Origin of the sequence: Lentzea sp. (assembly GCF_036380075.1) — a bacterium.
Lineage (GTDB): Bacteria > Actinomycetota > Actinomycetes > Mycobacteriales > Pseudonocardiaceae > Lentzea.
This window is the reverse complement of sequence record NZ_DASVFL010000198.1, coordinates 1-18,378: the sequence shown is the minus strand read 5'-3', so window position 1 is coordinate 18,378 and position 18,378 is coordinate 1. Positions and strand designations below refer to the sequence as shown.

The following is an 18,378-nucleotide window of genomic DNA, read 5'->3' as shown; positions in this document are numbered from 1 at the left end:
GTGGGCCGCGTTCCTCCGGGACGCGGCCCACGCGGCGTTCCAGGGCCTCACTCCAGCACCGCGAACTCGGTGAACCACCACCGCCCACCCCGGTGCTCGGCGCGGGCGGCCACGGCCAGCACCCGTCCCTCCCGCCGCACCGTCACGGCGCTCTCCGCCACCGTCCGGGACGGGTGGCAGACCCGCGGCAGCCGCACCATCCGCGTGCTCCGCGGCCGCACCTCCAGCCCCAGTCGCGCGGCCAGGGCGGGCACCGCGACCTCCCGCAACAGCCGGGCGGTCCGCCGTCCGTCCAGCACCTCCAGCACCACGCCGACCAGCCGGGCGGCGTCCAGCGCGGGCGACGGCGGCTCCGGCTCCGGCACCCAGACGGGCCGGGGACGGGGCCGGGGGATGAGCGCGACCGACGCGGAGTCCCCGACCGGGGGCTCGTAGGCGGCGAGGCGGCGAACGACTGGCGGCATGCCGAACCAGGCGCGCCGGAGCCGCGATCAGGACACACGACACCCGAAAGTGGGTACCGTCCACCAGGTGCTCAAGGCTCTGGTGCTCGACTACGGCGGCGTCCTGACCGACCCCGGTGAGGACAACCCGCCCGAACCGCCGCTCCTCACCGCGCTGCGCAAGGCGAAGCGCCACGGTCTGAAGACCGCCCTGCTGTCCAACGCGGACGGCTGGTGGCACCCGCCCGCCGCGTTCGAGGGCCTCTTCGACGTCGCGATCCTGTCCGGCGAGGTCGGCCTCGCGAAGCCGGACGTCGACATCTACCTGCTCACGGCCACCAGGCTGAACCTGGAGCCGGCGGAGTGCGTCTTCGTCGACGACCTCGCCGTCAACATCCGCGGTGCCGTCGCGGCGGGCATGGTCGGCGTCCACCATCGGTCGACGCGGTCCACCCTCGAGGAGCTGGAGATCCTGCTAGCGATCGCGCTCCGCGATTGAGACTTCACCCCGCAGCGTAATTGCCCGCTATTCGGCCGCCGACTACGTTCAATTCGTACGCCAGTCGAATGCAGAGGGGCGAAAATGCGAAGAATTGTCGCTTGTGTTGCAGCCGCCATTGCAGCCACGGCAATTGCATCACCCGCGCAGGCGCAGCAGGAGCGCGGGTGCTACGAGGACTACCTGCGCGACGGACGCAGCGTGGAGGTCTTCTGCGACGAGGGCAGGCCGGGTCCGTTCCGCGCCATCGCGCACTGCTCGAACGGGCTGGGGATCTGGGAGCAGTACGGCAACATCGGCCGGGTCAGGGGCGCGTCGTCACTGGCGGAGTGCACGTCGTTGCTGGGCTACCCGCGCGTCGTCGGCTATCACGTCGACTGGCTCTGAGCGCGCCGCACGAGCTCGAAGCAGAGCACGGCCGCCGCTGACGCCACGTTGAGCGACTCCACGCCCGCCGCCATCGGAATCGACAACCACGACGTGATGTGAGGACGCACGTCGTCGGTGATTCCGGAGGTCTCGCTGCCGAGCACAAAAGCGGCGCGTCCGCCGAACGAGGCGGAATAAATGGTGTCGGAAGCGTGGGAATCGAGCGCGAAGAGGGGATATCCCGAAGCGCGCAACAAAGCCGAGGCCTCCGCCGAGGTGCCGCAGCGCAGAACAGGCGCTCGGAAAGCCACTCCGGCGGAGGCCTTGACCACGAGCGGGTCGATCGACGCCACACCACGGCGCGGCACCACGATGCCGTCGATGCCCGCGGCGGTAGCGGTGCGCAGGATCATGCCGACGTTCGCGGGCGTGGTGATGCCGTCGAGCACCAGCACCGACCGCATCGACTCCTCTTCCAGCGCCAGCGCCAGCGGCTTCATCCGCGGCGCCACGACGTCGGCGAGCACGCCCTGGTCCTGCTTGCCGTTGCCCGCGAGCACCTTCACGCGCTGGGCGGTGGCCCGCTGCACCTGGACTCCCCGGGACCGGGCGGCGTCGAGGATCTCGCGCGCCGCCGGGCCGCGCGCGGTGTCGGCGAGCACCACCTTGTCGACCGACAGCGCCGGGTCGTCCAGCGCCTCCAGCACTGGCTTGCGGCCGTAGACGGTGACGAAGCGGTCCTTGGGCGAGATCTCCACCGGAAGAGAGTGCCAGAAGGCACCACGACTGGCTCGAACGGGTGAAGAGCCTGACTAGAGCCGTTCGGCCCTTGTGCTTCGGATCATATTGATGATGATCGTCACATGACGGCAGGTATGCGCAGCGTCGCGCAACGTCAACATCTCGCGAGCGGCCAGGACTCGGACGTGTACATCCGGTCCGACGGGCTGCTCGTCAAACGCACGCGCACCGGCCGCGACCTGCGGCGCGAGGCCGAGATGATGGTGTACCTGAGCGGTCACGGCATCCCTGTGCCGCGCGTGCACGAGGCCACCGCCGACGAGCTCGTCATGCAGTACGTGCCCGGCCCGCGGATGTCCGAGGAGATCGGCCGCAAGCCGTGGCTCGCGGGCAGCCTCGGCCGTGAGCTGGCCGACCTGCACCACCGCCTCGACGTCATCGCGGCGCCGGACTTCCTCAGCGGCGAGGGCGACCTCCTGCACCTCGACCTGCACCCCGGCAACGTCGTGCTCGGCCCGGAAGGTCCCGTGGTGCTCGACTGGGCGTGCGCGACCAAGGGCGACCGCCGGCTCGACGTCGCGCTGAGCTGGGTGTCGCTCGCCGTGGCCCGACTCGCGCCGGTCAAGAAGCTCACCCGGTGGCGGTTCCTGCGGTCGTTCATGGCCGATGCCGACCCGAAGGTGGTCGAGGCGATCCCGGAGGCCGCGCGCATCCGGCTGGAGCGCCACGACCGCGATCCGCTGGAACGCGCCGCGCTCGAGAAGTTGATGGACCGCCGGCGCCACTAGTCTGGGTGGCATGCCGGACCGCCTGTCAGCGCTGGACGCGTCGTTCCTCTACCTGGAGGGCTCCACGACGCCGATGCACGTCGGCGGCGTGGCCGTCTTCCGACGGCCGAAGGCGGGCTTCGACTACGACAAGCTCGTCGACCTCATCGAGCAGCGCCTGAGCCTCGTGCCGCGCTACCGGCAGAAGGTCGTGCAGGTCCCCGGACGCATCGCGCGCCCGGTGTGGGTCGACGACCCGGACTTCGACGTCACCTACCACGTGCGCAGGTCGGCGCTGCCCAAGCCGGGCAACGAGACGCAGCTGCACGACCTCGTCGCGCGCCTGATGTCGCGCCCGCTCGACCACTCCCGCCCGCTGTGGGAGATCTACCTGGTCGAGGGCCTCGCGAAGAACCAGGCCGCGGTCATCACCAAGACCCACCAGGCCATGGTCGACGGCATCGCGTCGCTGGAGATCGGCCAGGTCATGCTGGACGTGTCGCCGTCGCCGCGCACGAACGTCGAGAACCTCTGGATGCCGCAGCCGGAGCCCAGCTCGTTGCAGCTCGTGGCCGACGCGGTGACCGACATCGTGCAACGCCCCGGCGAGCTCGTCGAGAACGTCCGCAGCGCGGCCCTCGACACGGTCAACACGGTCGAGAAGGTCTTCAACGCGTTCGGCATCCTCGCCTCCGCCGTGCGGACCGCCGCGACCCCGGCGCCCGGCACCCCGCTGAACGTCCGCATCAGCTCACCGCAACGCCGCTTCGCCGTAGCGCGCGCTCAGCTCGACGACCTGCGCGCGATCCGCAAGGCGCACGGCGGCACGGTCAACGACGTGGTGCTCGCCGCGCTCTCGGGCGCGCTCCGCAACTGGCTGCTCAGCCGCGGCGAGAACGTCACGGGCAGCACCACGATCCGTGCGATGGCACCTCTCTCGGTACGCGAGACGGACCCGGACTCGGGCAACAACGTGAGCGCCTACCTCGTGGACCTGCCGGTCGGCGAACCGAACCCGTTCGTGCGCCTGCACCACGTCTCGCACGCGATGCGGGCCCACAAGGAGTCCGGCCAGTCCGTCGCCGCCGACGCGCTGGTGAAGGTCGGCGGCTTCGCGCCCCCGACCCTGCACGCCCTGGGCGCACGAGCCGCGTCGTCGTTCTCGCGAAGACTGTTCAACGTGATCGTCACGAACGTTCCCGGCCCGCAGGTGCCGCTGTACGCGGCGGGCGCGAGAATGACCGAGATCTTCCCGGTCGTCCCGCTGGCCAAGAACCAGGCGCTGGCCATCGGGGTGACGTCGTACGACGGCGGTGTGTACTTCGGGCTGAACGGCGACCGCGACGCCATGTCCGATGTGGACGTTCTCGCGACCATGGTCGAGGAGTCGGTGGAGGAACTGATGGGGACGGCGAGCGCATGAGGGTGTACATCCCGGCCACGGTGCAGATGCTGCGGACTTTCGTCGACGACGGCGAACTGACCCCGATCGGCGGCACGGCCTTCGCCCTGACACCGGCCCTGCGCGAGTCCTACGCGGCAGGTGACACCGAAGAACTCGAGTACGCCGCCATGCTGGACGCGGCCCGAGCGTCCCTGCGCCTGCTGGCAGGCGACGAGAAGTCCGAACCCCGCCGAGCCGTGCTGGCCGTGGACGTCGACGACGTGACCCTGCGCCCAGACCTCGACTTCTCGGTGGTGAAGGTGAGGGGCCCGGTGACCCTGAAGGCGGTCGCGTCGGTGCACCTGGACACCGCCGAGGCGGAGGACGACGTGCGGGCCGCGGCAGACGTGGTGGACGCGGCGGACCTGGGCGACCCGGACGCGGAGTTCGCACTGGGCAGCGCGGAGGACCACGAGCTGGCCTGGTACGCGCCGCAGGAGCTGCCGTTCGTGCTGGAGCTCATGTAGGGCAGGACGCGCCCGAGACGCGAGGGCAGGTGCGGGCGGCGGGGAGCAGGCTGACGCAGGGGTCCCCTCGCGTTCAGGCTCCCCCGCGACCCAAGGTACTCAGCGGGTCTGACACTCCGCCGCAAAAGGGCCGGGCGCACCAGTCAAGCGATGCCGAAGGCGAGCCGAACCAGCCCTCGCACTTCCAAGCGATGCCGAAGGCGAGCCGTCACCCCTGACGCCGATTAGAGCCGGTGATCCCACCCGTGTTTTAGCGATTGGGGCTTGACTTTGGGTGCGAGGTGCTACCCCTAGTGGGCTCGGCCGGTCGCGAAGCGTCCGGCCGTTTTCCGGCCGACCACAGCACCTCGCAAGGGCCCCGAAGTCAAGCCCCAATCGCGGATCGTCGCGAAGCGGCGATGCCACCCAGGTCTTTCGTCCGAGGTGCACGACCACGCTGGAACAGGCACCCGCACGGCCAACAGGACCACGCTGGAACCCCGCCGACGACGGAGTCACATCCCCTCGGCAGGCTCCCAAAGCTCGATCCGGTTCCCCTCCGGATCCACGCACCACCCGAACATCCCGAACTCCGAGTCCTCGGTCTCGGGAAGAACCTCAACCCCCCGAGCCTTCAACTTGGCCATCAACGAGACCAGGTCGTCGACCCGGAGGTTGAGCATGGTCCGCTGATGAGGCTCCCCGATGTACTCGGTGTCCTGGGCGAACAACGCCATCGTCGTCGTCCCGGGATGGTCCGACGTGGCCGTGTCGAGCCAGTGGAAGGTGACGGCGCCCTTCTCGGACATGGGCACGCCGAGGTTGTCGCGGTACCAGGCCGCCAGGCGCGCAGGATCTCGAGAACGCAGGAAAACCCCGCCGATGCCAGTCACCCGCGCCACCCGACGGACCCTACTACCGCGTGCCACGATGGGGGAATGGACGCCGTCACGTCTGCACCCGAACCGGTCAACGAGCCCGTGCGCGCCTACGGTCCCGACAGCCCCGAACGGACCAGCCTCCTGGCACGGATCGCGGAGCTGGAGGGCCGGGAGCACGAGCTGACCATGACCATCGGCGGTCAGCAGCGGATGGCCAAGGGTGAGCGCATCGACGTCGTCCAGCCGCACGACCACCGGCACGTTCTCGGGCGCACGGCCCAGGCGGCCAACTCCGACGTCGCGGACGCCATGCGGGCCGCTCAGCACGCGGCGCCCGGCTGGCAGGAGCTGCCGTTCGACGAGCGGGCGGCTGTTCTGCTGCGGGCCGCCGACCTGTTGGCGGGGCCGTGGCGCGACACGCTCAACGCCGCCACGATCCTCGGCCAGTCGAAGTCCGTGCAGCAGGCCGAGATCGACTCGGCGTGTGAGCTGATCGACTTCCTGCGGTTCAACGTCCACTTCGGGCGGCGGATCCTGGAGGAGCAGCCGGAGAGCAGCCCCGGCGTGTGGAACCGGATGGACCACCGGCCGCTCGACGGGTTCGTCGTGGCGATCACGCCGTTCAACTTCACGGCCATCGCCGGGAACCTGCCGCTGGCGCCGGCGTTGATGGGCAACACCGTGGTGTGGAAGCCGTCGCCGACGCAGCAGCTGGCCGCGCACTACACGATGCGGTTGCTGGAGGAGGCCGGGCTGCCGCCGGGCGTGGTCAACCTCGTCACCGGTGACGGGCAGGCGGTGAGCGAGGTGGCGTTGCGGGACAGGTTCTTCGCCGGACTGCACTTCACCGGGTCGACGCGCACGTTCAAGGCGCTCTGGCGGACCATGGCCGGCAACCTCGACAACTACCGCTCCTACCCGCGCGTCGTCGGCGAGACCGGCGGCAAGGACTTCGTGCTGGCCCACGCCTCCGCCGATCCGCAGGCGCTCGTCACGGGGCTCGTCCGCGGCGCTTTCGAGTACCAGGGCCAGAAGTGCAGTGCGGCGTCACGCGCGTACGTGCCGCGGTCGCTGTGGGACGGCGAGGTGCGGGAACGGCTGCTCGACGTCACGAAGTCCTTGTCGTACGGCGATGTCACGGACCTGTCGGCGTTCGGCGGTGCCGTGATCGACCGGCGCGCGTTCGCGAAGCACGAGGAGGCGCTGCTGATGGCGTCGGCGTCCACATCGGTCGAGGTGCTGGCCGGTGGCTCGTGCGACGACTCGGTGGGCTACTTCGTCGACCCGACCGTGCTGCTCGGCAGCGACCCGCACCACGACATCTTCACGACGGAGTACTTCGGACCGATCCTCGCCGTGCACGTCTACGAGGACGCCGAGTTCCCGGCGATCATGGAGACCATCGACTCGTCCACGCCGTACGCGTTGACCGGCGCCGTGTTCGCGCGCGACCGGGTCGCCGTGCAGCAGGCGCAGAAGGCCCTGCGGTTCGCCGCCGGCAACTTCTACGTCAACGACAAGCCGACCGGCGCGGTGGTCGGGCAGCAGCCCTTCGGCGGGTCGCGCGGGTCCGGCACCAACGACAAGGCGGGCTCGATCTACAACCTCCAGAGGTGGACGAGCCCGCGCGCCATCAAGGAAACCCTCGTACCGCCCACGAACCACCGCTACCCGCACATGGACTAGCGGCGCGGTTCCCACCCCGTCGCCTCGGTCAGCTTCCTGCTCACCACCCGCTGCGACCGCGAGAACACCTCGAACGACGCTGCGAGCCCGCCGACGAACCGCGGCAGCCGCGTGATGCCCATGTCCCGCTTCAGCACCGGCGACCCGACGTTGTAGATGCCGGGAGGCGCGTCCAGCACCGCCACGGCCGCGGCCGCCGCGTCACCGGGGTGCACCACCGACATCCAGCCGTCGCCCACGAGCACCGGCGGCGACTGGGCCTCGCCGCCGACGAGCATGCCGATGCGCAGGAACACGCCGCCGGGGTGCGCGAGGACGTTCTCCTGCGCCCGCACCGAACTGGCGATGTGCCCGACGGGCTTCAGCGGCGCGTCCTCGTCGAGCTCCCGGTCGCCGCCGTCCGCGTAGACGAACGAGATGCCCTCCTGCACGACCCGCCCCACCCCGGCCACCCGCGCCGCCTCGGCGACCGCGGCGCTGCCCTCGGTGCGGATGCGGTTGTTCTCCGCCCACGCGCTGGCCAGCACGGCCTTGGCGCTGAGCGGGATGCGGGTGGCGAGGTTGACGACGGCGTCGTACCCCGTGAACGCGGCGGCGAGCTGCGTCGCGTCGAACATCGACGTCGTGTGCCGGTCCAGCACCCCGACCTCGTGCCCGGCGGCCCGCAGCCGCGGCACCGCCTCCCGTCCGATGACACCGGTCGCACCGATCACGAATACCTTCATGACCAGAGGACGGGACAGCGGCTCAGGTTGTGACAAGCCGTTCGTACGCCTTCGCGGCGAGGCCCTGGACGACCTGCCCGACCATGTTGCGGTCGTTGCTGCGCTGCACCACCTGAAGGTTCACGAGCTGCCGTTCCCGCACCTCCAGGACGGCGTCGCACGTCACCTCACCGGCGGAGTCCTTGCACCTGGTCGTCACCGGGCGGTTGTTGCTGTCACCCACGCCGCCGGCGATCACGCCGCCGCTGCCGCCGTCGGCCAGCAGCTCCTTCGACTCGTCCGCGAAGGCCGCCTCCCGCAACGTCAGCTTCGCGGTCAGCCCGTCGAACTCGAAGTCGCACGCCTGACCCGACCTGGCCGGGGTGCCCTTGAGCGCACCCGCGTCGCCGTCCTTCAACACCGAGCAGGGGTCGGTCGCGACGAACGACTTCCCGGAGTCCGGCGCCGAGCAGGCGGCGAGGACGACGAGCAGGGGTGGCAACCAGCGCAAGCTCATGATCAGTCAGCGTAATCGTCGAGGCCCGCGCGCGACGCCAGCAGGCGGCGCAGCGACGTGAGCCGGCCCGGCGCGTCCGGCACCAGCTCGTCCAGCATGCAGCCGGGGTCCTCCGGCGCGCCGAGGTGACCGCAGCCGGGCGGGCACTCCTCCGCGGCTTCCGCGAAGTCCGGGAACGCCTTCACGATGTCGTCCGGCGTGATGTGCGCGAGGCCGAACGAGCGGATGCCCGGCGTGTCCACCACCCAGCCGCCCTCCGGCAACCGCAGCGCCACGGCCTGGGTCGAGGTGTGCCGACCCTTGCCGACGCCCGACACCACGCCCACCGCGCGGTTCGCGTCCGGCACCAGCCTGTTGACCAGCGTGGACTTGCCGACGCCGGAGTGGCCGATGAGGCACGAGACGGTGTCCGCCAGCCGTTCCCGCAGCTCCGCCGGCTCCTCGTCGAACCGCGTCACGATCACCGGCACGTCGAGCTCGGTGTAGAGCGCGAGCAGCGAGTCCGCGGAGGCGAGGTCCGACTTCGTCAGGCACAGCACCGGCTCCAGGCCACCGGCGTACGCGGCGACCAGGCACCGGTCGATGAAACCCGTGCGCGGCGGGGGATCGGCCAGCGCGACGACCATGACGAGCTGGGAGGCGTTCGCGACGACGACGCGTTCGAACGGGTCCGTGTCGTCCGCGGTCCGGCGCAGCACCGACGTGCGCTCCTCGACGCGCACGATCCTGGCCAGCGTGTCCGGCTGGCCGGACGTGTCGCCGACGATGCCGACCTGGTCGCCCACCACCACGGGCGTGCGGCCCAGTTCGCGCGCACGCATCGCCGTGATGACGACGCCGGACTCCATCGCGCACGTCCAGCGCCCGCGGTCGACACCGATCACCATCGCGGTCTCGGCGTCCGCGTGTTCCGGCCGCCTCTTGCTGCGCGGCCGCGTCCCCTTGCCGGGGCGCACGCGCACGTCGGACTCGTCGAGCTTGCGCCAGTCCCGCTTGCCCACTTCTACGCGCCCCCGGTGAGCATGGCGTCCCACATGCCGGGGAAGTCGGGGATCGTCTTGGTCGTCGAACCGATGTCGTCCACCTCCACGCCCGGCACCACCAGGCCGATGATCGCTCCCGCGGTCGCCATCCGGTGGTCGGCGTACGCCTGCCAGACCCCGCCGTGCAGCGGCACCGGTTCGATCACCAGGCCGTCCTCGGTCTCGGAGGCCTTGCCGCCCAGCGCGTTGATCTCGTTGACGAGAGCCGCGATCCGGTCGGTCTCGTGGCCGCGGATGTGCGCGACCCCGCGGATGACCGTGCGCCCCTCGGCGAGTGCGGCCAGCGCGGCGACGGTCGGCGTCAGCTCGCTCTCGTCGTGCAGGTCGATGTCCACACCGGACAGCTTCGCCGGACCGCGCACGGTCAGCCCGCGCTCGGACACCTCGACCTCGCAGCCCATCCGCTCCAGGATGCCGCGCACGGCGTCACCGGGCTGGGTCGTCGTCGCCGGCCAGTGCGGGATCGTCACCTCGCCGCCGGTCACCGCGGCCGCGGCCAGGAACACCGTCGCGTTCGACAGGTCCGGCTCCACGTGCCACGTGCGGGCCTTGACCACACCGGGCTCGACGCGCCAGGTGCTGGTCCCGTCGGTGTCGACCTCGACGCCGACCGAGCGCAGCGTCTGGACCGTCATCTCGATGTGCGGCAGCGACGGCACGGGCCTGCCGTCGTGCCGGATCGTCACGCCCTTGTCGAAGCGGGCGGCCGACAGCAGCAGGCCGGACACGAACTGCGACGAGCCCGACGCGTCGATCGTCACCTCGCCACCGGGCACCGAACCCGTGCCGTGCAGCGTGAACGGCAGCGCGTCGCCGTCGACCTCCACGCCCAGCGACCGCAGCGCACCCAGCACGGTGCTCATCGGGCGCAGGCGGGCGTGCGGGTCGCCGTCGAACCGGATCTCGCCCTCGGCGAGCGCCGCGGCGGGCGGCAGGAAGCGCATGACCGTGCCCGCGAGGCCGCAGTCGACGTCGGCCGGTCCGCGCAGCAGACCGGGCAGCACGTCCCAGCCGCCGTCCTCGCGGTCGGTGAACCCGACGCCCAGCGACGACAGCGCCGCGGCCATCAGCACCGTGTCACGGCTGCGCAGCGGCGCGTGCACGGTGGACGGCCCGTCGGCCAGCGCCGCGAGCACCAGGACGCGGTTGGTGATCGACTTCGAGCCGGGCACCGGCACCGTCGAGTGGACTGGGCCGGACGCGCTGGGGGCTGACCAGTGCTGAGTCATGCCCCGAATGATCCCGCATCACCATCGGGGCAGCTCGCACAGGTGTTCCCGGCGTGGGATCATGGCGACTCCGGAGGTGATCTGTTTTGTGCGGTAGGTACGCCTCCACCAAGGACCCGGCGCTGCTGGCGGCCGAGTTCGACGCGGTGGACGGGACCGGCGGCGAGGCACCGGGAGCGGACTACAACGTCGCCCCCACCAAGCACGTCATGGCGGTGGTCGAGCGCAAGCCCGAGGACGAGGAGCTGGAGCGCAGCGTCCGCGTCATGCGCTGGGGTCTCGTCCCGCACTGGGCCAAGGACCTCTCCGGCGCGGCGAAGATGATCAACGCCCGCGCGGAGACCGTGCTGACCAAGCCCGCCTACAAGCAGTCGGCGACCAAGCGGCGCTGCATCATCCCCGCCGCCGGCTGGTACGAGTGGCAGCCCGGCGAGGGCCGCAAGCAGCCGTACTTCATGACGCTCGGGGAGGACACGTCGCTCGCGATGGCGGGCTTGTGGTCCGTGTGGTGGAAGGACGACGTTCCGACCGTCACGTGCGCCGTGCTCACCACGGAGTCGGTCGGCGCGTTGACCGAGGTGCACAACCGCATGCCGCTGCTGCTGCCCCGGGACCGCTGGTCGGCGTGGCTCGACCCGGCATCGCTCGACCCGTCCGCACTGCTGACGCCGGACCTGTCGATCGTCGAGGCGCTCGAGCTGCGCCCGGTGTCGACGGAGGTGAACAGCGTGAAGAACAACAACGCCTCCCTGATCCAACGCGCAGAGCTGCTGTCGTGACGACGCTGTTGGTGGACACGCCGCACGGCCCTGCGAGGGCCTCGCTGCACTGTGCCCACGAACCGCGTGCCGCGCTGCTGCTGGGCCACGGCGCCGGCGGCGGCGTCGAGGCCCCCGACCTGGTGGCCGCGTGCCGCGCCGCGAACTCCGTCGGCGTGCACGTGGCCCTGGTCGAACAGCCCTACCGCGTCGCGGGCCGCCGTGCCCCGGCGCCCGCGAACCAGCTCGACGCCGCCTGGCTGTCGGTGGTCTACGACCTGGGCGAACGCTGGTTCGACGGCCTGCCCCTGGTGTTCGGGGGCCGGTCGTCCGGGGCCCGCGTGGCCTGCCGCACCTCGGTCGAGGGCCAGGCCGTGGCCGTGCTGTGCCTCGCGTTCCCCGTGCACCCGCCGGGCAAGCCGGAGAAGTCCCGGCTGGCCGAGCTCGACGGCGTCGAGGTCGCGACGCTGGTCGTGCAGGGAGAGAACGACCCGTTCGGCCAGCCGGCCGGGGGCCACCACCGCGAGGTGGTGCTGCTCAAGGGCGACCACTCGCTCAAGGCGTCCGTCGCGGACGTCGGCCGGTCCGTCGGCGAGTGGCTGGACCGGGTGCTGCGGCCGCTCGACTAGCGTCCGGGAGCATGAGCGACTTCGACGAGCAGGGCCGTCCCGAACCGCCGATGGAGGGCGACGAGTTCGCCACCTTGAACGGCTTCCTGGAGTTCCAGCGGGCCACCCTCGTCTGGAAGGCCGGCGGGCTGACCGCGGAGCAGCTGGCGCGGACGACCGCGAAGTCGTCCATGACCCTCGGGGGCCTGGTCAAGCACCTCGCCTACGTCGAGCAGCAGTGGTTCCACACCGTCCTGCACGACCGGGAACCGCTGGAGCCGTGGAAGAGCGTCGACTGGCAGGCCGACTACGACTGGGACTGGCACTCGGCCGCCGACCACACCGTCGACGACCTCTTCGCGCTCTGGCAGGACGAGGTCGAGCGCTCCCGCAAGGCCGTCGCCGAGGCACTGGAGTCGGGTGACCTGGGTCAGCTGGCCAAGCGCCCGCCGTGGAAGGACGGCCGCAGGGTGAACCTGCGCTGGATCCTGACCCACATGGTCGAGGAGTACTCCCGGCACAACGGGCACGCCGACGTGTTCAGAGAGGCAATCGACGGTCAGACCGGCGAGTAGCGCGAGCTGTTCCGAACGGCGGAATGGGTCGGCCGAAAGTACGAAATTCGATCTCCGTGACAACCGGGTATATCCCCGAATCGTCAACCAGGGTGCAAGGAGAAAACCTGTCGAGACGAATTCGGGAGAAACACGTGAGCCGTTTCCGCACGATTGCTACCGCAGCAGCACTGACCGCCACCGCCGCAGTGGCCGTCGTGGCCGCCTCCGCCGCTCAGGCCTCCGGCCCGGCCACGGCTGCCCCGTGGTGCACCGGCGACGACCTGGCGATTCGCGTCGACGACATGCGCTCTCCGACGGCTGCCGACAAGGGGCACGTGATCAAGTTCGTCGCCGCGGAGGGAGCCTCCTGCAGGATCGGCGGCACCGTCAGCAACCTGCGCTTCCTCGACCAGCAGGGCAACGACATCAACGCTTCCCAGACCGGAGGCCAGCCTCCGTACACCGAGAAGCTGATCAGCGGGGACAGCTTCGCCGCCATGTACGTGGCGTCGAAGAGCCAGGGCCCCCAGTTCTACCCCGCGTTCGTCCGCTTCAACCTGCCCGGCCAGGGCAAGCTGGGCGCCCTGGTCACCGTCGCGTGGCCGGCGTCCGGCATCGGTGAGTGGGTCCGGTCCGGCGGCATCACGGAACCGGTCGGCTAAGCACTGATTCCGGCGACCACCGCGCCGGTGAGCCGCACCAGGTCGGCGGGCGCGATCTCGACTTCGAGACCGCGCCTGCCGGCGCTGCAGAAAATCGTGTCGAATTGCGAGGCCGATTCGTCGAGCACCACGGGAAGTTGTTTCTTCTGCCCGAGCGGGGAAATTCCGCCGGCGACGTATCCCGTCGCGCGTTCGGCGTCGGCGACGACCGCCATCTTCGCCTTCTTGCCCTTCAGCGCGGCGGCCAGACCCTTCAGGTCGAGCTGCGACGTCACCGGCACGACGCCGACGGCGAGCTTGCCGTCGACCTCGGCCACGAGCGTCTTGAACACGCGCTGCGGCACCAGGCCGAGCGCCTCCGCCGCCTCCAGCCCGTACGACTCGTGCCGCGGGTCGTGCTCGTACGAGTGCAAGGTGTGCGCCACCCGCTGCTTGTCCAGCAGCGCTGTGGCGGGGGTCCCACGTCCGGCCATGCGGAATTACTACCAGCCCGCCCGTTGTTGACGGGTACGTGGCAACCGACATGCTTGAGCGGTCACGCGTAGAGTCAGTCCCGACCCAGAACCTGTGGGAAGGGAGCGCGGTGCCCGCCACCGGCACGACAGAGACGACGGCGGAGCGCGCTGCGCGTTTCGAGCGCGACGCCATGCCCATGCTCGACCAGCTGTACTCGGCCGCCCTGCGCATGACGCGCAACCCGGCGGACGCCGAGGACCTGGTCCAGGAGACGTACCTGAAGGCCTACTCGGCGTTCGCGTCCTTCTCCGAGGGCACGAACCTCAAGGCGTGGCTCTACCGGATCCTGACGAACACCTACATCAACGGCTACCGCAAGAAGCAGCGCCAGCCGATCCAGCAGCCGACCGAGGAGATCACGGACTGGCAGCTGGCGCAGGCGGAGAGCCACACCTCGTCCGGGCTGCGCAGCGCCGAGGTCGAGGCACTCGACAACCTCCCCGACAGCGACGTCAAGGAAGCATTGCAGCGGTTGCCGGAGGAGTTCCGGATCGCGGTCTACCTCGCCGATGTCGAAGGCTTCGCGTACAAGGAGATCGCAGACATCATGGGCACCCCGATCGGCACGGTGATGTCCCGGTTGCACCGGGGCCGTCGCCAGCTCCGCGACATGCTGGCGGACGTCGCCCGCGACCGTGGTTTCCTGCGAGGCAGCAACGGAGACGCGTCATGAACTGCGGCGAACCCCACGACACCGACTGCTCAGAGGTGCTGTCCGAGGTCTGGCTGTTCCTCGACCAGGAGTGCGACGGGTCCCGTCGCGCGGCGCTGCAGACGCACCTCGACGAGTGCCACCCCTGCCTGGAGCAGTTCGGGCTGGAGGAGCACCTCAAGGCGCTGCTGGCGCGCAAGTGCGGCGGTGACTACGCCCCCGCGGACCTGAAGGCGCGCATCCGGGCGACGATCGTGGAGATCCGCACCGAGGACTGAGAAGTCCCCAGAACGTCGAAAAGGCCTGGTCACCGTGGCGGTGACCAGGCCTTTTCGCAGCACTCAGGCGTTGGGGCGCTTGCCTCGGTTGGCGCCGCCCTTTTTGCGGTCGCGGCGCTTGCGAGCACGCTTCGACATGGGTGTCTCCTAGGATCAGAACTGCTTCATCGACCAGTTTCTCATGGAGGAGTTCTGTCTACGCTCACGGACCTGCTGGCCGAGCACACGAAGCTCTCCGGCGCCGCCGCCGACCACCTCCAGTTGGTGGTCGCGGAGTGGCAGCTCCTCTCCGACCTGTCGTTCGCGGACTTCCTGATGTGGGTGCCGCTCGACGACGACAAGTTCCTCTGCGTCGCCCAGGCCCGTCCCACGACGGCGCCCACGGCCCACCCCGAGGACGTCGTCGGCAGCGAGGTCGACTCCGAGGAGCACCCGCAGCTGCGCAGGGCGAAGGACGAGTCGCGCATCTGCCGCGAGGAGGACCCGCGCTGGCACCTGGGCGTGCCGGTGCGCAGGGAGACCATCCCCGTGCGGCTGGGCACCCAGGTCATCGCGGTGCTGAGCCGCAGCACGAACCTCGCCGTCCCGCGCGTGCCGTCGCCGCTGGAGATCTCCTACCTCGGCAGCGCCGCCGACCTGTGCCAGATGATCGCCGACGGCACGTTCCCGGCGCCCGAACCGTCGCCGGACGTGCACACCAGCCCACGCGTCGGCGACGGCCTGATCAGGCTCGACCCGTCCGGCGCGGTCGTGTTCGCGTCGCCGAACGCCCTGTCGGCCTACCACCGCATGGGACACGCGTCGGACCTCGTCGGCGTGCACCTCGCGCCGCTCACCCGCAGCCTCATCGGCGACCCGTTCGACGCGACCGAGGTGGCCCAGCGCATCAGGCAGGCCCTGGAGGGCCAGACGTCGATGCGCATGGAGGCCGAGTCACGGCGCGGCGCCGCGGTGCTGTTCCGAGCTCTGCCCCTTCGGCCACGAGGGCAGGCCGCGGGCGCGATCGTGCTGTGCCGCGACGTGACGGAGGTCCGCCGGCGCGACCGCGCGTTGATGTCCAAGGACGCCACGATCCGCGAGATCCACCACCGCGTGAAGAACAACCTGCAGACGGTCGCCGCGCTGCTGAGGCTGCAAAGCCGCAGGTTGAGCAACCCGGAGGCCAAGGAGGCGCTGGCGGAGTCGGTCCGCCGTGTGACTTCCATCGCACTCGTGCACGAGACGTTGTCGATGTCCGTCGACGAGCGGGTGGACCTCGACGACGTGGTCGACAAGGTGATCCCGATGATGAGCGACGTGGCGACCACCGAGACCCAGGTGAGCGTGCGTCGCGAGGGTGGGTTCGGCATCGTGCCGGCCGAGATCGCCACCCCGCTGGTGATGGTGCTGACCGAGCTCGTGCAGAACGCCTTCGAGCACGCCTACGCCCCTGGCCAGCGAGGAGAGGTCGTCGTGCACTCCGAGCGGTCCGCCAAGTGGCTCGACGTGACGATCACCGACGACGGCAAGGGACTTCCGCAGGGTTTCTCCCTGGAACGCACCGATCGTCTGGGTCTGCAGATCGTTCGGACCCTCGTCGATTCCGAATTGAGAGGCTCGTTGAGCTTGCGGCGCAGGCCTCGAGGCGGTACTGAGGCAGTCCTGCGCGTGCCGCTCAGAGGGCGGCGGTAAACTGGGTTTCGTGCACACGTGACGACCAGCCTCAGCGGTCTCACGTGGTCATGCGGGAGGGTGTGCAAACAAAAGAAGAAGCCCGACACCTGGCACGGTGTCGGGCTTCTTCTTGTACGGCTTCTGCGGCGAACAGCCTGCTCAGGCGTTGCTGCGGGCGCGCGTGCGGGCGTTGCGGCGCTTGAGAGCGCGGCGCTCGTCCTCGCTCATCGCGCCCCAGACGCCGGCGTCCTGGCCGCTCTCCAGTGCCCACGCGAGGCAGTCGGAGACGACGGGGCAGCGACGGCAGACGGTCTTCGCCTCGGCGATCTGAAGCAGCGCGGGACCACTGTTCCCAACGGGGAAGAACAGCTCGGGGTCCTCGTCGCGGCAGATCGCGCGGTGGCGCCAGTCCATTGGAACTACTCCTCAGCCTAGGCGCGCACAAGGGCACGCCGGTTGTCAGCGGTCGTTTTTGGGGTGCTTGTGAATGCTTTCACGAACGGCAGAGATGTCAAGGGGTAAGCACTGACCCGGTGAGTGAACTCACCCAAAAGATCGACAGCGTTCACCTGGGGTTTCACGCTCTGCTGTCACTCGACTGCAGTACATCCCGGGTGAGTACCAGGACGGTCACGAACCGATCACGGACTGTCAAGTTGCTTATACGGCAACAGTCAACGCGTCGGGGACCGCTCGGAACTCCACCGCAGTCGTCGTGCCGAGGAAATCACCGTCGACCTGGAGGTTGGCGGGCTCCTCGCACTTCACTCTGACATAACCCACGTCATCACGCCGAACGAGTTTCCCGCTCTTCGGATTGCCCGTCGCGAGGACCTGGGCGATGTAGCGCCCGACGGTGGGTACCCGCATCGTCCGCAATGCACTCAACCCGAGTCCGCCGTCGAACGACGTGCTGGGGTTGAGCTGGATCGCTTTATCGCCGAAGTACGTCCACGGGTCGGTGTTCGACACGAACACCATGCCGACGTCGTCGAACGGTTCCTCGTCCGGAACCTCGACGGTGAAGTGCTGCGGTTTGCGCACGTTCTGCGCGTACGCCTTCAGGGCGACGCTCAGGTAGAGGGCGGGGCTGGCGTTGTGGCCCTTGGCCCGCTTGTGCTCGACCCCCGCCACCACGTCGGCGTCGAGGCCCATGCCGGCGTTGAACGTGAACCAGCGGCCGTCGGCTCCCTCGGCGACGTCCGCGAACACCTGGCCGAGCCCGATGCGGCGGCTGGTGCCGTGCTCGATCGCCTGGAGCAGGACGTGCGTGGCCTCGACGGGGTCGCGCGGGATGCCCAGGGCACCCGCGAAGACGTTCGCCGAACCGCCGGGCACGACGCCGACCATCGGTGTCTCGGGACGGGGCCCGGCGCGCAGTACGCCGTTGACGACCTCGTTGACCGTGCCATCGCCGCCATGGGCGATGACCAGGTCGAACCCGTCCGCCACGGCCTGCCCGGCGGCGTCCGCCGCGTGGCCGCGGTAGGAGGTCTGGACGATCTCCAGCTTCACGTCGCTGGCCAGCGCGTGCGCCAGAACGTCACGGCCCGCCGGCGTCGTTGTAGTCGCCTGCGGGTTCACCACGAGAAGAGCGCGCACCACTTGAGGGTAAGACAATGCGTGACCGCCGTCGTCTCGCATGTCCTCCCTCAGGGTGGCCCGAGCCTCACGAAAGTGGCGCAGATCTCCCTTCGGTCAGCACCGCGTTCCCCTCGCAGTCGAGTGCACCCCGGACGACCGCCGGCTCGCTGAAGAGGCCCCTTGATCCTCTCGCGACAGGCGTGCCGAGAGAGCCCTCCAACCGGGTGGCCTACGATCCGTGACCAGGTACAGAACGTGAGGAAAGGCCCCCCGTGACCACTGGGACCCCGGCGCCACCGCGCCCGGTGCGCATCGCTTCCGCGCTCACCGTCCTGCAGGGC

At 70.0% G+C, this 18,378-nt stretch carries 24 protein-coding genes; 13 read left to right on the top strand and 11 right to left on the bottom strand.

Annotation, left to right across the window (positions count from 1 at the left end; all coding sequences use genetic code 11):
- Positions 1-47: 47 nt before the first annotated feature.
- On the bottom strand, positions 48-464 hold the full coding sequence (locus VF330_RS21810; protein ID WP_330853486.1) for an Rv3235 family protein: 417 nt from the start codon (positions 462-464) through the stop codon (positions 48-50).
- Between the two features lie 67 nt (positions 465-531).
- Between VF330_RS21810 and VF330_RS21805 the strand changes: the two genes are divergently transcribed.
- Both VF330_RS21805 and VF330_RS21800 read left to right on the top strand, forming a co-directional pair.
- The gene (locus VF330_RS21805; protein WP_330853485.1) at positions 532-942 is read left to right on the top strand and encodes an HAD-IA family hydrolase; all 411 of its coding nucleotides are present in this window, start codon (positions 532-534) and stop codon (positions 940-942) included.
- 84 nt (positions 943-1,026) lie between these two features.
- Positions 1,027-1,329 (top strand): hypothetical protein, encoded by a 303-nt coding sequence (locus tag VF330_RS21800; RefSeq protein ID WP_330853484.1) that lies wholly within the window; start codon positions 1,027-1,029, stop codon positions 1,327-1,329.
- Here the strand turns inward: VF330_RS21800 and VF330_RS21795 are convergent.
- Entirely contained in the window at positions 1,311-2,069 is a 759-nt protein-coding gene (locus tag VF330_RS21795; protein WP_330853483.1) for an RNA methyltransferase, read from the bottom strand. The two genes, VF330_RS21800 and VF330_RS21795, sit on opposite strands and share 19 nt — an antisense overlap.
- 105 nt (positions 2,070-2,174) lie before the next feature.
- On the opposite strand from VF330_RS21795, the gene VF330_RS21790 reads away from it, so the two are divergent.
- Genes VF330_RS21790 through VF330_RS21780 form a run of 3 tightly spaced genes read left to right on the top strand, consistent with a single transcriptional unit; the run spans position 2,175 to position 4,730 of the window.
- A complete protein-coding gene (locus tag VF330_RS21790; protein WP_330853482.1) occupies positions 2,175-2,840 on the top strand; it encodes a phosphotransferase in 666 nt (221 codons plus the stop codon).
- A gap of 10 nt (positions 2,841-2,850) precedes the next feature.
- Entirely contained in the window at positions 2,851-4,242 is a 1,392-nt protein-coding gene (locus VF330_RS21785) for a wax ester/triacylglycerol synthase family O-acyltransferase (RefSeq protein WP_330853481.1), read from the top strand.
- Positions 4,239-4,730: a DUF6912 family protein gene (locus VF330_RS21780; RefSeq protein WP_330853480.1), complete on the top strand. Its 492-nt coding sequence runs from the start codon at positions 4,239-4,241 to the stop codon at positions 4,728-4,730. The genes VF330_RS21785 and VF330_RS21780 overlap by 4 nt, the downstream gene beginning before the upstream one ends.
- A 494-nt stretch (positions 4,731-5,224) precedes the next feature.
- On the opposite strand, the gene VF330_RS21775 is transcribed toward VF330_RS21780, so the two are convergent.
- The gene (locus VF330_RS21775) at positions 5,225-5,602 is read right to left on the bottom strand and encodes a VOC family protein (RefSeq protein ID WP_330853500.1); all 378 of its coding nucleotides are present in this window, start codon (positions 5,600-5,602) and stop codon (positions 5,225-5,227) included.
- 45 nt (positions 5,603-5,647) lie between these two features.
- Between VF330_RS21775 and pruA the strand changes: the two genes are divergently transcribed.
- Positions 5,648-7,276, top strand: coding sequence for an L-glutamate gamma-semialdehyde dehydrogenase (gene pruA / locus VF330_RS21770; protein ID WP_330853479.1), 1,629 nt, complete (start codon positions 5,648-5,650; stop codon positions 7,274-7,276).
- On the opposite strand, the gene VF330_RS21765 is transcribed toward pruA, so the two are convergent.
- Genes VF330_RS21765 through aroA form a run of 4 tightly spaced genes read right to left on the bottom strand, consistent with a single transcriptional unit; the run spans position 7,273 to position 10,769 of the window.
- Positions 7,273-8,001: an NAD(P)-dependent oxidoreductase gene (locus VF330_RS21765; protein WP_330853478.1), complete on the bottom strand. Its 729-nt coding sequence runs from the start codon at positions 7,999-8,001 to the stop codon at positions 7,273-7,275. The genes pruA and VF330_RS21765 overlap by 4 nt on opposite strands.
- Positions 8,002-8,023: 22 nt before the next feature.
- Positions 8,024-8,497: a hypothetical protein gene (locus tag VF330_RS21760; protein ID WP_330853477.1), complete on the bottom strand. Its 474-nt coding sequence runs from the start codon at positions 8,495-8,497 to the stop codon at positions 8,024-8,026.
- Between the two features lie 2 nt (positions 8,498-8,499).
- Positions 8,500-9,498: a ribosome small subunit-dependent GTPase A gene (gene rsgA / locus VF330_RS21755; RefSeq protein WP_330853476.1), complete on the bottom strand. Its 999-nt coding sequence runs from the start codon at positions 9,496-9,498 to the stop codon at positions 8,500-8,502.
- A 2-nt stretch (positions 9,499-9,500) separates the two neighbouring features.
- The gene (gene aroA, locus VF330_RS21750) at positions 9,501-10,769 is read right to left on the bottom strand and encodes a 3-phosphoshikimate 1-carboxyvinyltransferase (protein ID WP_330853475.1); all 1,269 of its coding nucleotides are present in this window, start codon (positions 10,767-10,769) and stop codon (positions 9,501-9,503) included.
- A gap of 86 nt (positions 10,770-10,855) precedes the next feature.
- Between aroA and VF330_RS21745 the strand changes: the two genes are divergently transcribed.
- From VF330_RS21745 to VF330_RS21730, 4 genes are all read left to right on the top strand, one after another.
- Positions 10,856-11,548 (top strand): SOS response-associated peptidase, encoded by a 693-nt coding sequence (locus tag VF330_RS21745; protein WP_330853474.1) that lies wholly within the window; start codon positions 10,856-10,858, stop codon positions 11,546-11,548.
- Positions 11,545-12,156, top strand: coding sequence for an alpha/beta family hydrolase (locus VF330_RS21740; protein WP_330853473.1), 612 nt, complete (start codon positions 11,545-11,547; stop codon positions 12,154-12,156). Before VF330_RS21745 ends, VF330_RS21740 begins: the two co-directional genes overlap by 4 nt.
- 11 nt (positions 12,157-12,167) lie before the next feature.
- On the top strand, positions 12,168-12,710 hold the full coding sequence (locus VF330_RS21735; protein WP_330853472.1) for a DinB family protein: 543 nt from the start codon (positions 12,168-12,170) through the stop codon (positions 12,708-12,710).
- A gap of 134 nt (positions 12,711-12,844) precedes the next feature.
- Complete coding sequence (locus VF330_RS21730; RefSeq protein WP_330853471.1) at positions 12,845-13,354, top strand: hypothetical protein; 510 nt, start codon at positions 12,845-12,847, stop codon at positions 13,352-13,354.
- Here the strand turns inward: VF330_RS21730 and ybaK are convergent.
- A complete protein-coding gene (gene ybaK, locus VF330_RS21725) occupies positions 13,351-13,827 on the bottom strand; it encodes a Cys-tRNA(Pro) deacylase (RefSeq protein ID WP_330853470.1) in 477 nt (158 codons plus the stop codon). The two genes, VF330_RS21730 and ybaK, sit on opposite strands and share 4 nt — an antisense overlap.
- A gap of 50 nt (positions 13,828-13,877) precedes the next feature.
- Here ybaK and VF330_RS21720 point away from each other — a divergent pair, with 50 nt between their 5' ends.
- Both VF330_RS21720 and rsrA read left to right on the top strand, forming a co-directional pair.
- On the top strand, positions 13,878-14,543 hold the full coding sequence (locus VF330_RS21720) for a sigma-70 family RNA polymerase sigma factor (protein ID WP_236217002.1): 666 nt from the start codon (positions 13,878-13,880) through the stop codon (positions 14,541-14,543).
- Positions 14,540-14,800, top strand: coding sequence for a mycothiol system anti-sigma-R factor (gene rsrA, locus VF330_RS21715; protein ID WP_330853469.1), 261 nt, complete (start codon positions 14,540-14,542; stop codon positions 14,798-14,800). The genes VF330_RS21720 and rsrA overlap by 4 nt, the downstream gene beginning before the upstream one ends.
- 63 nt (positions 14,801-14,863) lie before the next feature.
- Here rsrA and VF330_RS42090 read toward each other — a convergent pair whose 3' ends face one another.
- The gene (locus VF330_RS42090; RefSeq protein ID WP_369809028.1) at positions 14,864-14,938 is read right to left on the bottom strand and encodes a 50S ribosomal protein bL37; all 75 of its coding nucleotides are present in this window, start codon (positions 14,936-14,938) and stop codon (positions 14,864-14,866) included.
- A 54-nt stretch (positions 14,939-14,992) separates the two neighbouring features.
- Here VF330_RS42090 and VF330_RS21710 point away from each other — a divergent pair, with 54 nt between their 5' ends.
- On the top strand, positions 14,993-16,471 hold the full coding sequence (locus tag VF330_RS21710) for a PAS domain-containing sensor histidine kinase (RefSeq protein ID WP_330853499.1): 1,479 nt from the start codon (positions 14,993-14,995) through the stop codon (positions 16,469-16,471).
- Between the two features lie 141 nt (positions 16,472-16,612).
- Here VF330_RS21710 and VF330_RS21705 read toward each other — a convergent pair whose 3' ends face one another.
- Both VF330_RS21705 and VF330_RS21700 read right to left on the bottom strand, forming a co-directional pair.
- Complete coding sequence (locus VF330_RS21705) at positions 16,613-16,867, bottom strand: WhiB family transcriptional regulator (protein WP_330853468.1); 255 nt, start codon at positions 16,865-16,867, stop codon at positions 16,613-16,615.
- A 246-nt stretch (positions 16,868-17,113) separates the two neighbouring features.
- Positions 17,114-18,055, bottom strand: coding sequence for a diacylglycerol/lipid kinase family protein (locus tag VF330_RS21700; RefSeq protein ID WP_330853467.1), 942 nt, complete (start codon positions 18,053-18,055; stop codon positions 17,114-17,116).
- Between the last annotated feature and the right edge of the window lie 323 nt (positions 18,056-18,378).

What these genes read in the sequence shown, in the direction of transcription:
- VF330_RS21810 (WP_330853486.1), bottom strand. Translation starts at nt 464, where the DNA reads ATGCCGCCAGTCGTTCGCCGCCTCGCCGCCTACGAGCCCCCGGTCGGG.
- VF330_RS21800 (WP_330853484.1), top strand. Translation starts at nt 1,027, where the DNA reads ATGCGAAGAATTGTCGCTTGTGTTGCAGCCGCCATTGCAGCCACGGCA.
- VF330_RS21790 (WP_330853482.1), top strand. Translation starts at nt 2,175, where the DNA reads ATGACGGCAGGTATGCGCAGCGTCGCGCAACGTCAACATCTCGCGAGC.
- VF330_RS21785 (WP_330853481.1), top strand. Translation starts at nt 2,851, where the DNA reads ATGCCGGACCGCCTGTCAGCGCTGGACGCGTCGTTCCTCTACCTGGAG.
- VF330_RS21780 (WP_330853480.1), top strand. Translation starts at nt 4,239, where the DNA reads ATGAGGGTGTACATCCCGGCCACGGTGCAGATGCTGCGGACTTTCGTC.
- pruA (WP_330853479.1), top strand. Translation starts at nt 5,648, where the DNA reads ATGGACGCCGTCACGTCTGCACCCGAACCGGTCAACGAGCCCGTGCGC.
- VF330_RS21765 (WP_330853478.1), bottom strand. Translation starts at nt 8,001, where the DNA reads ATGAAGGTATTCGTGATCGGTGCGACCGGTGTCATCGGACGGGAGGCG.
- VF330_RS21760 (WP_330853477.1), bottom strand. Translation starts at nt 8,497, where the DNA reads ATGAGCTTGCGCTGGTTGCCACCCCTGCTCGTCGTCCTCGCCGCCTGC.
- aroA (WP_330853475.1), bottom strand. Translation starts at nt 10,769, where the DNA reads ATGACTCAGCACTGGTCAGCCCCCAGCGCGTCCGGCCCAGTCCACTCG.
- VF330_RS21735 (WP_330853472.1), top strand. Translation starts at nt 12,168, where the DNA reads ATGAGCGACTTCGACGAGCAGGGCCGTCCCGAACCGCCGATGGAGGGC.
- ybaK (WP_330853470.1), bottom strand. Translation starts at nt 13,827, where the DNA reads ATGGCCGGACGTGGGACCCCCGCCACAGCGCTGCTGGACAAGCAGCGG.
- VF330_RS21720 (WP_236217002.1), top strand. Translation starts at nt 13,878, where the DNA reads ATGCTTGAGCGGTCACGCGTAGAGTCAGTCCCGACCCAGAACCTGTGG.
- rsrA (WP_330853469.1), top strand. Translation starts at nt 14,540, where the DNA reads ATGAACTGCGGCGAACCCCACGACACCGACTGCTCAGAGGTGCTGTCC.
- VF330_RS21705 (WP_330853468.1), bottom strand. Translation starts at nt 16,867, where the DNA reads ATGGACTGGCGCCACCGCGCGATCTGCCGCGACGAGGACCCCGAGCTG.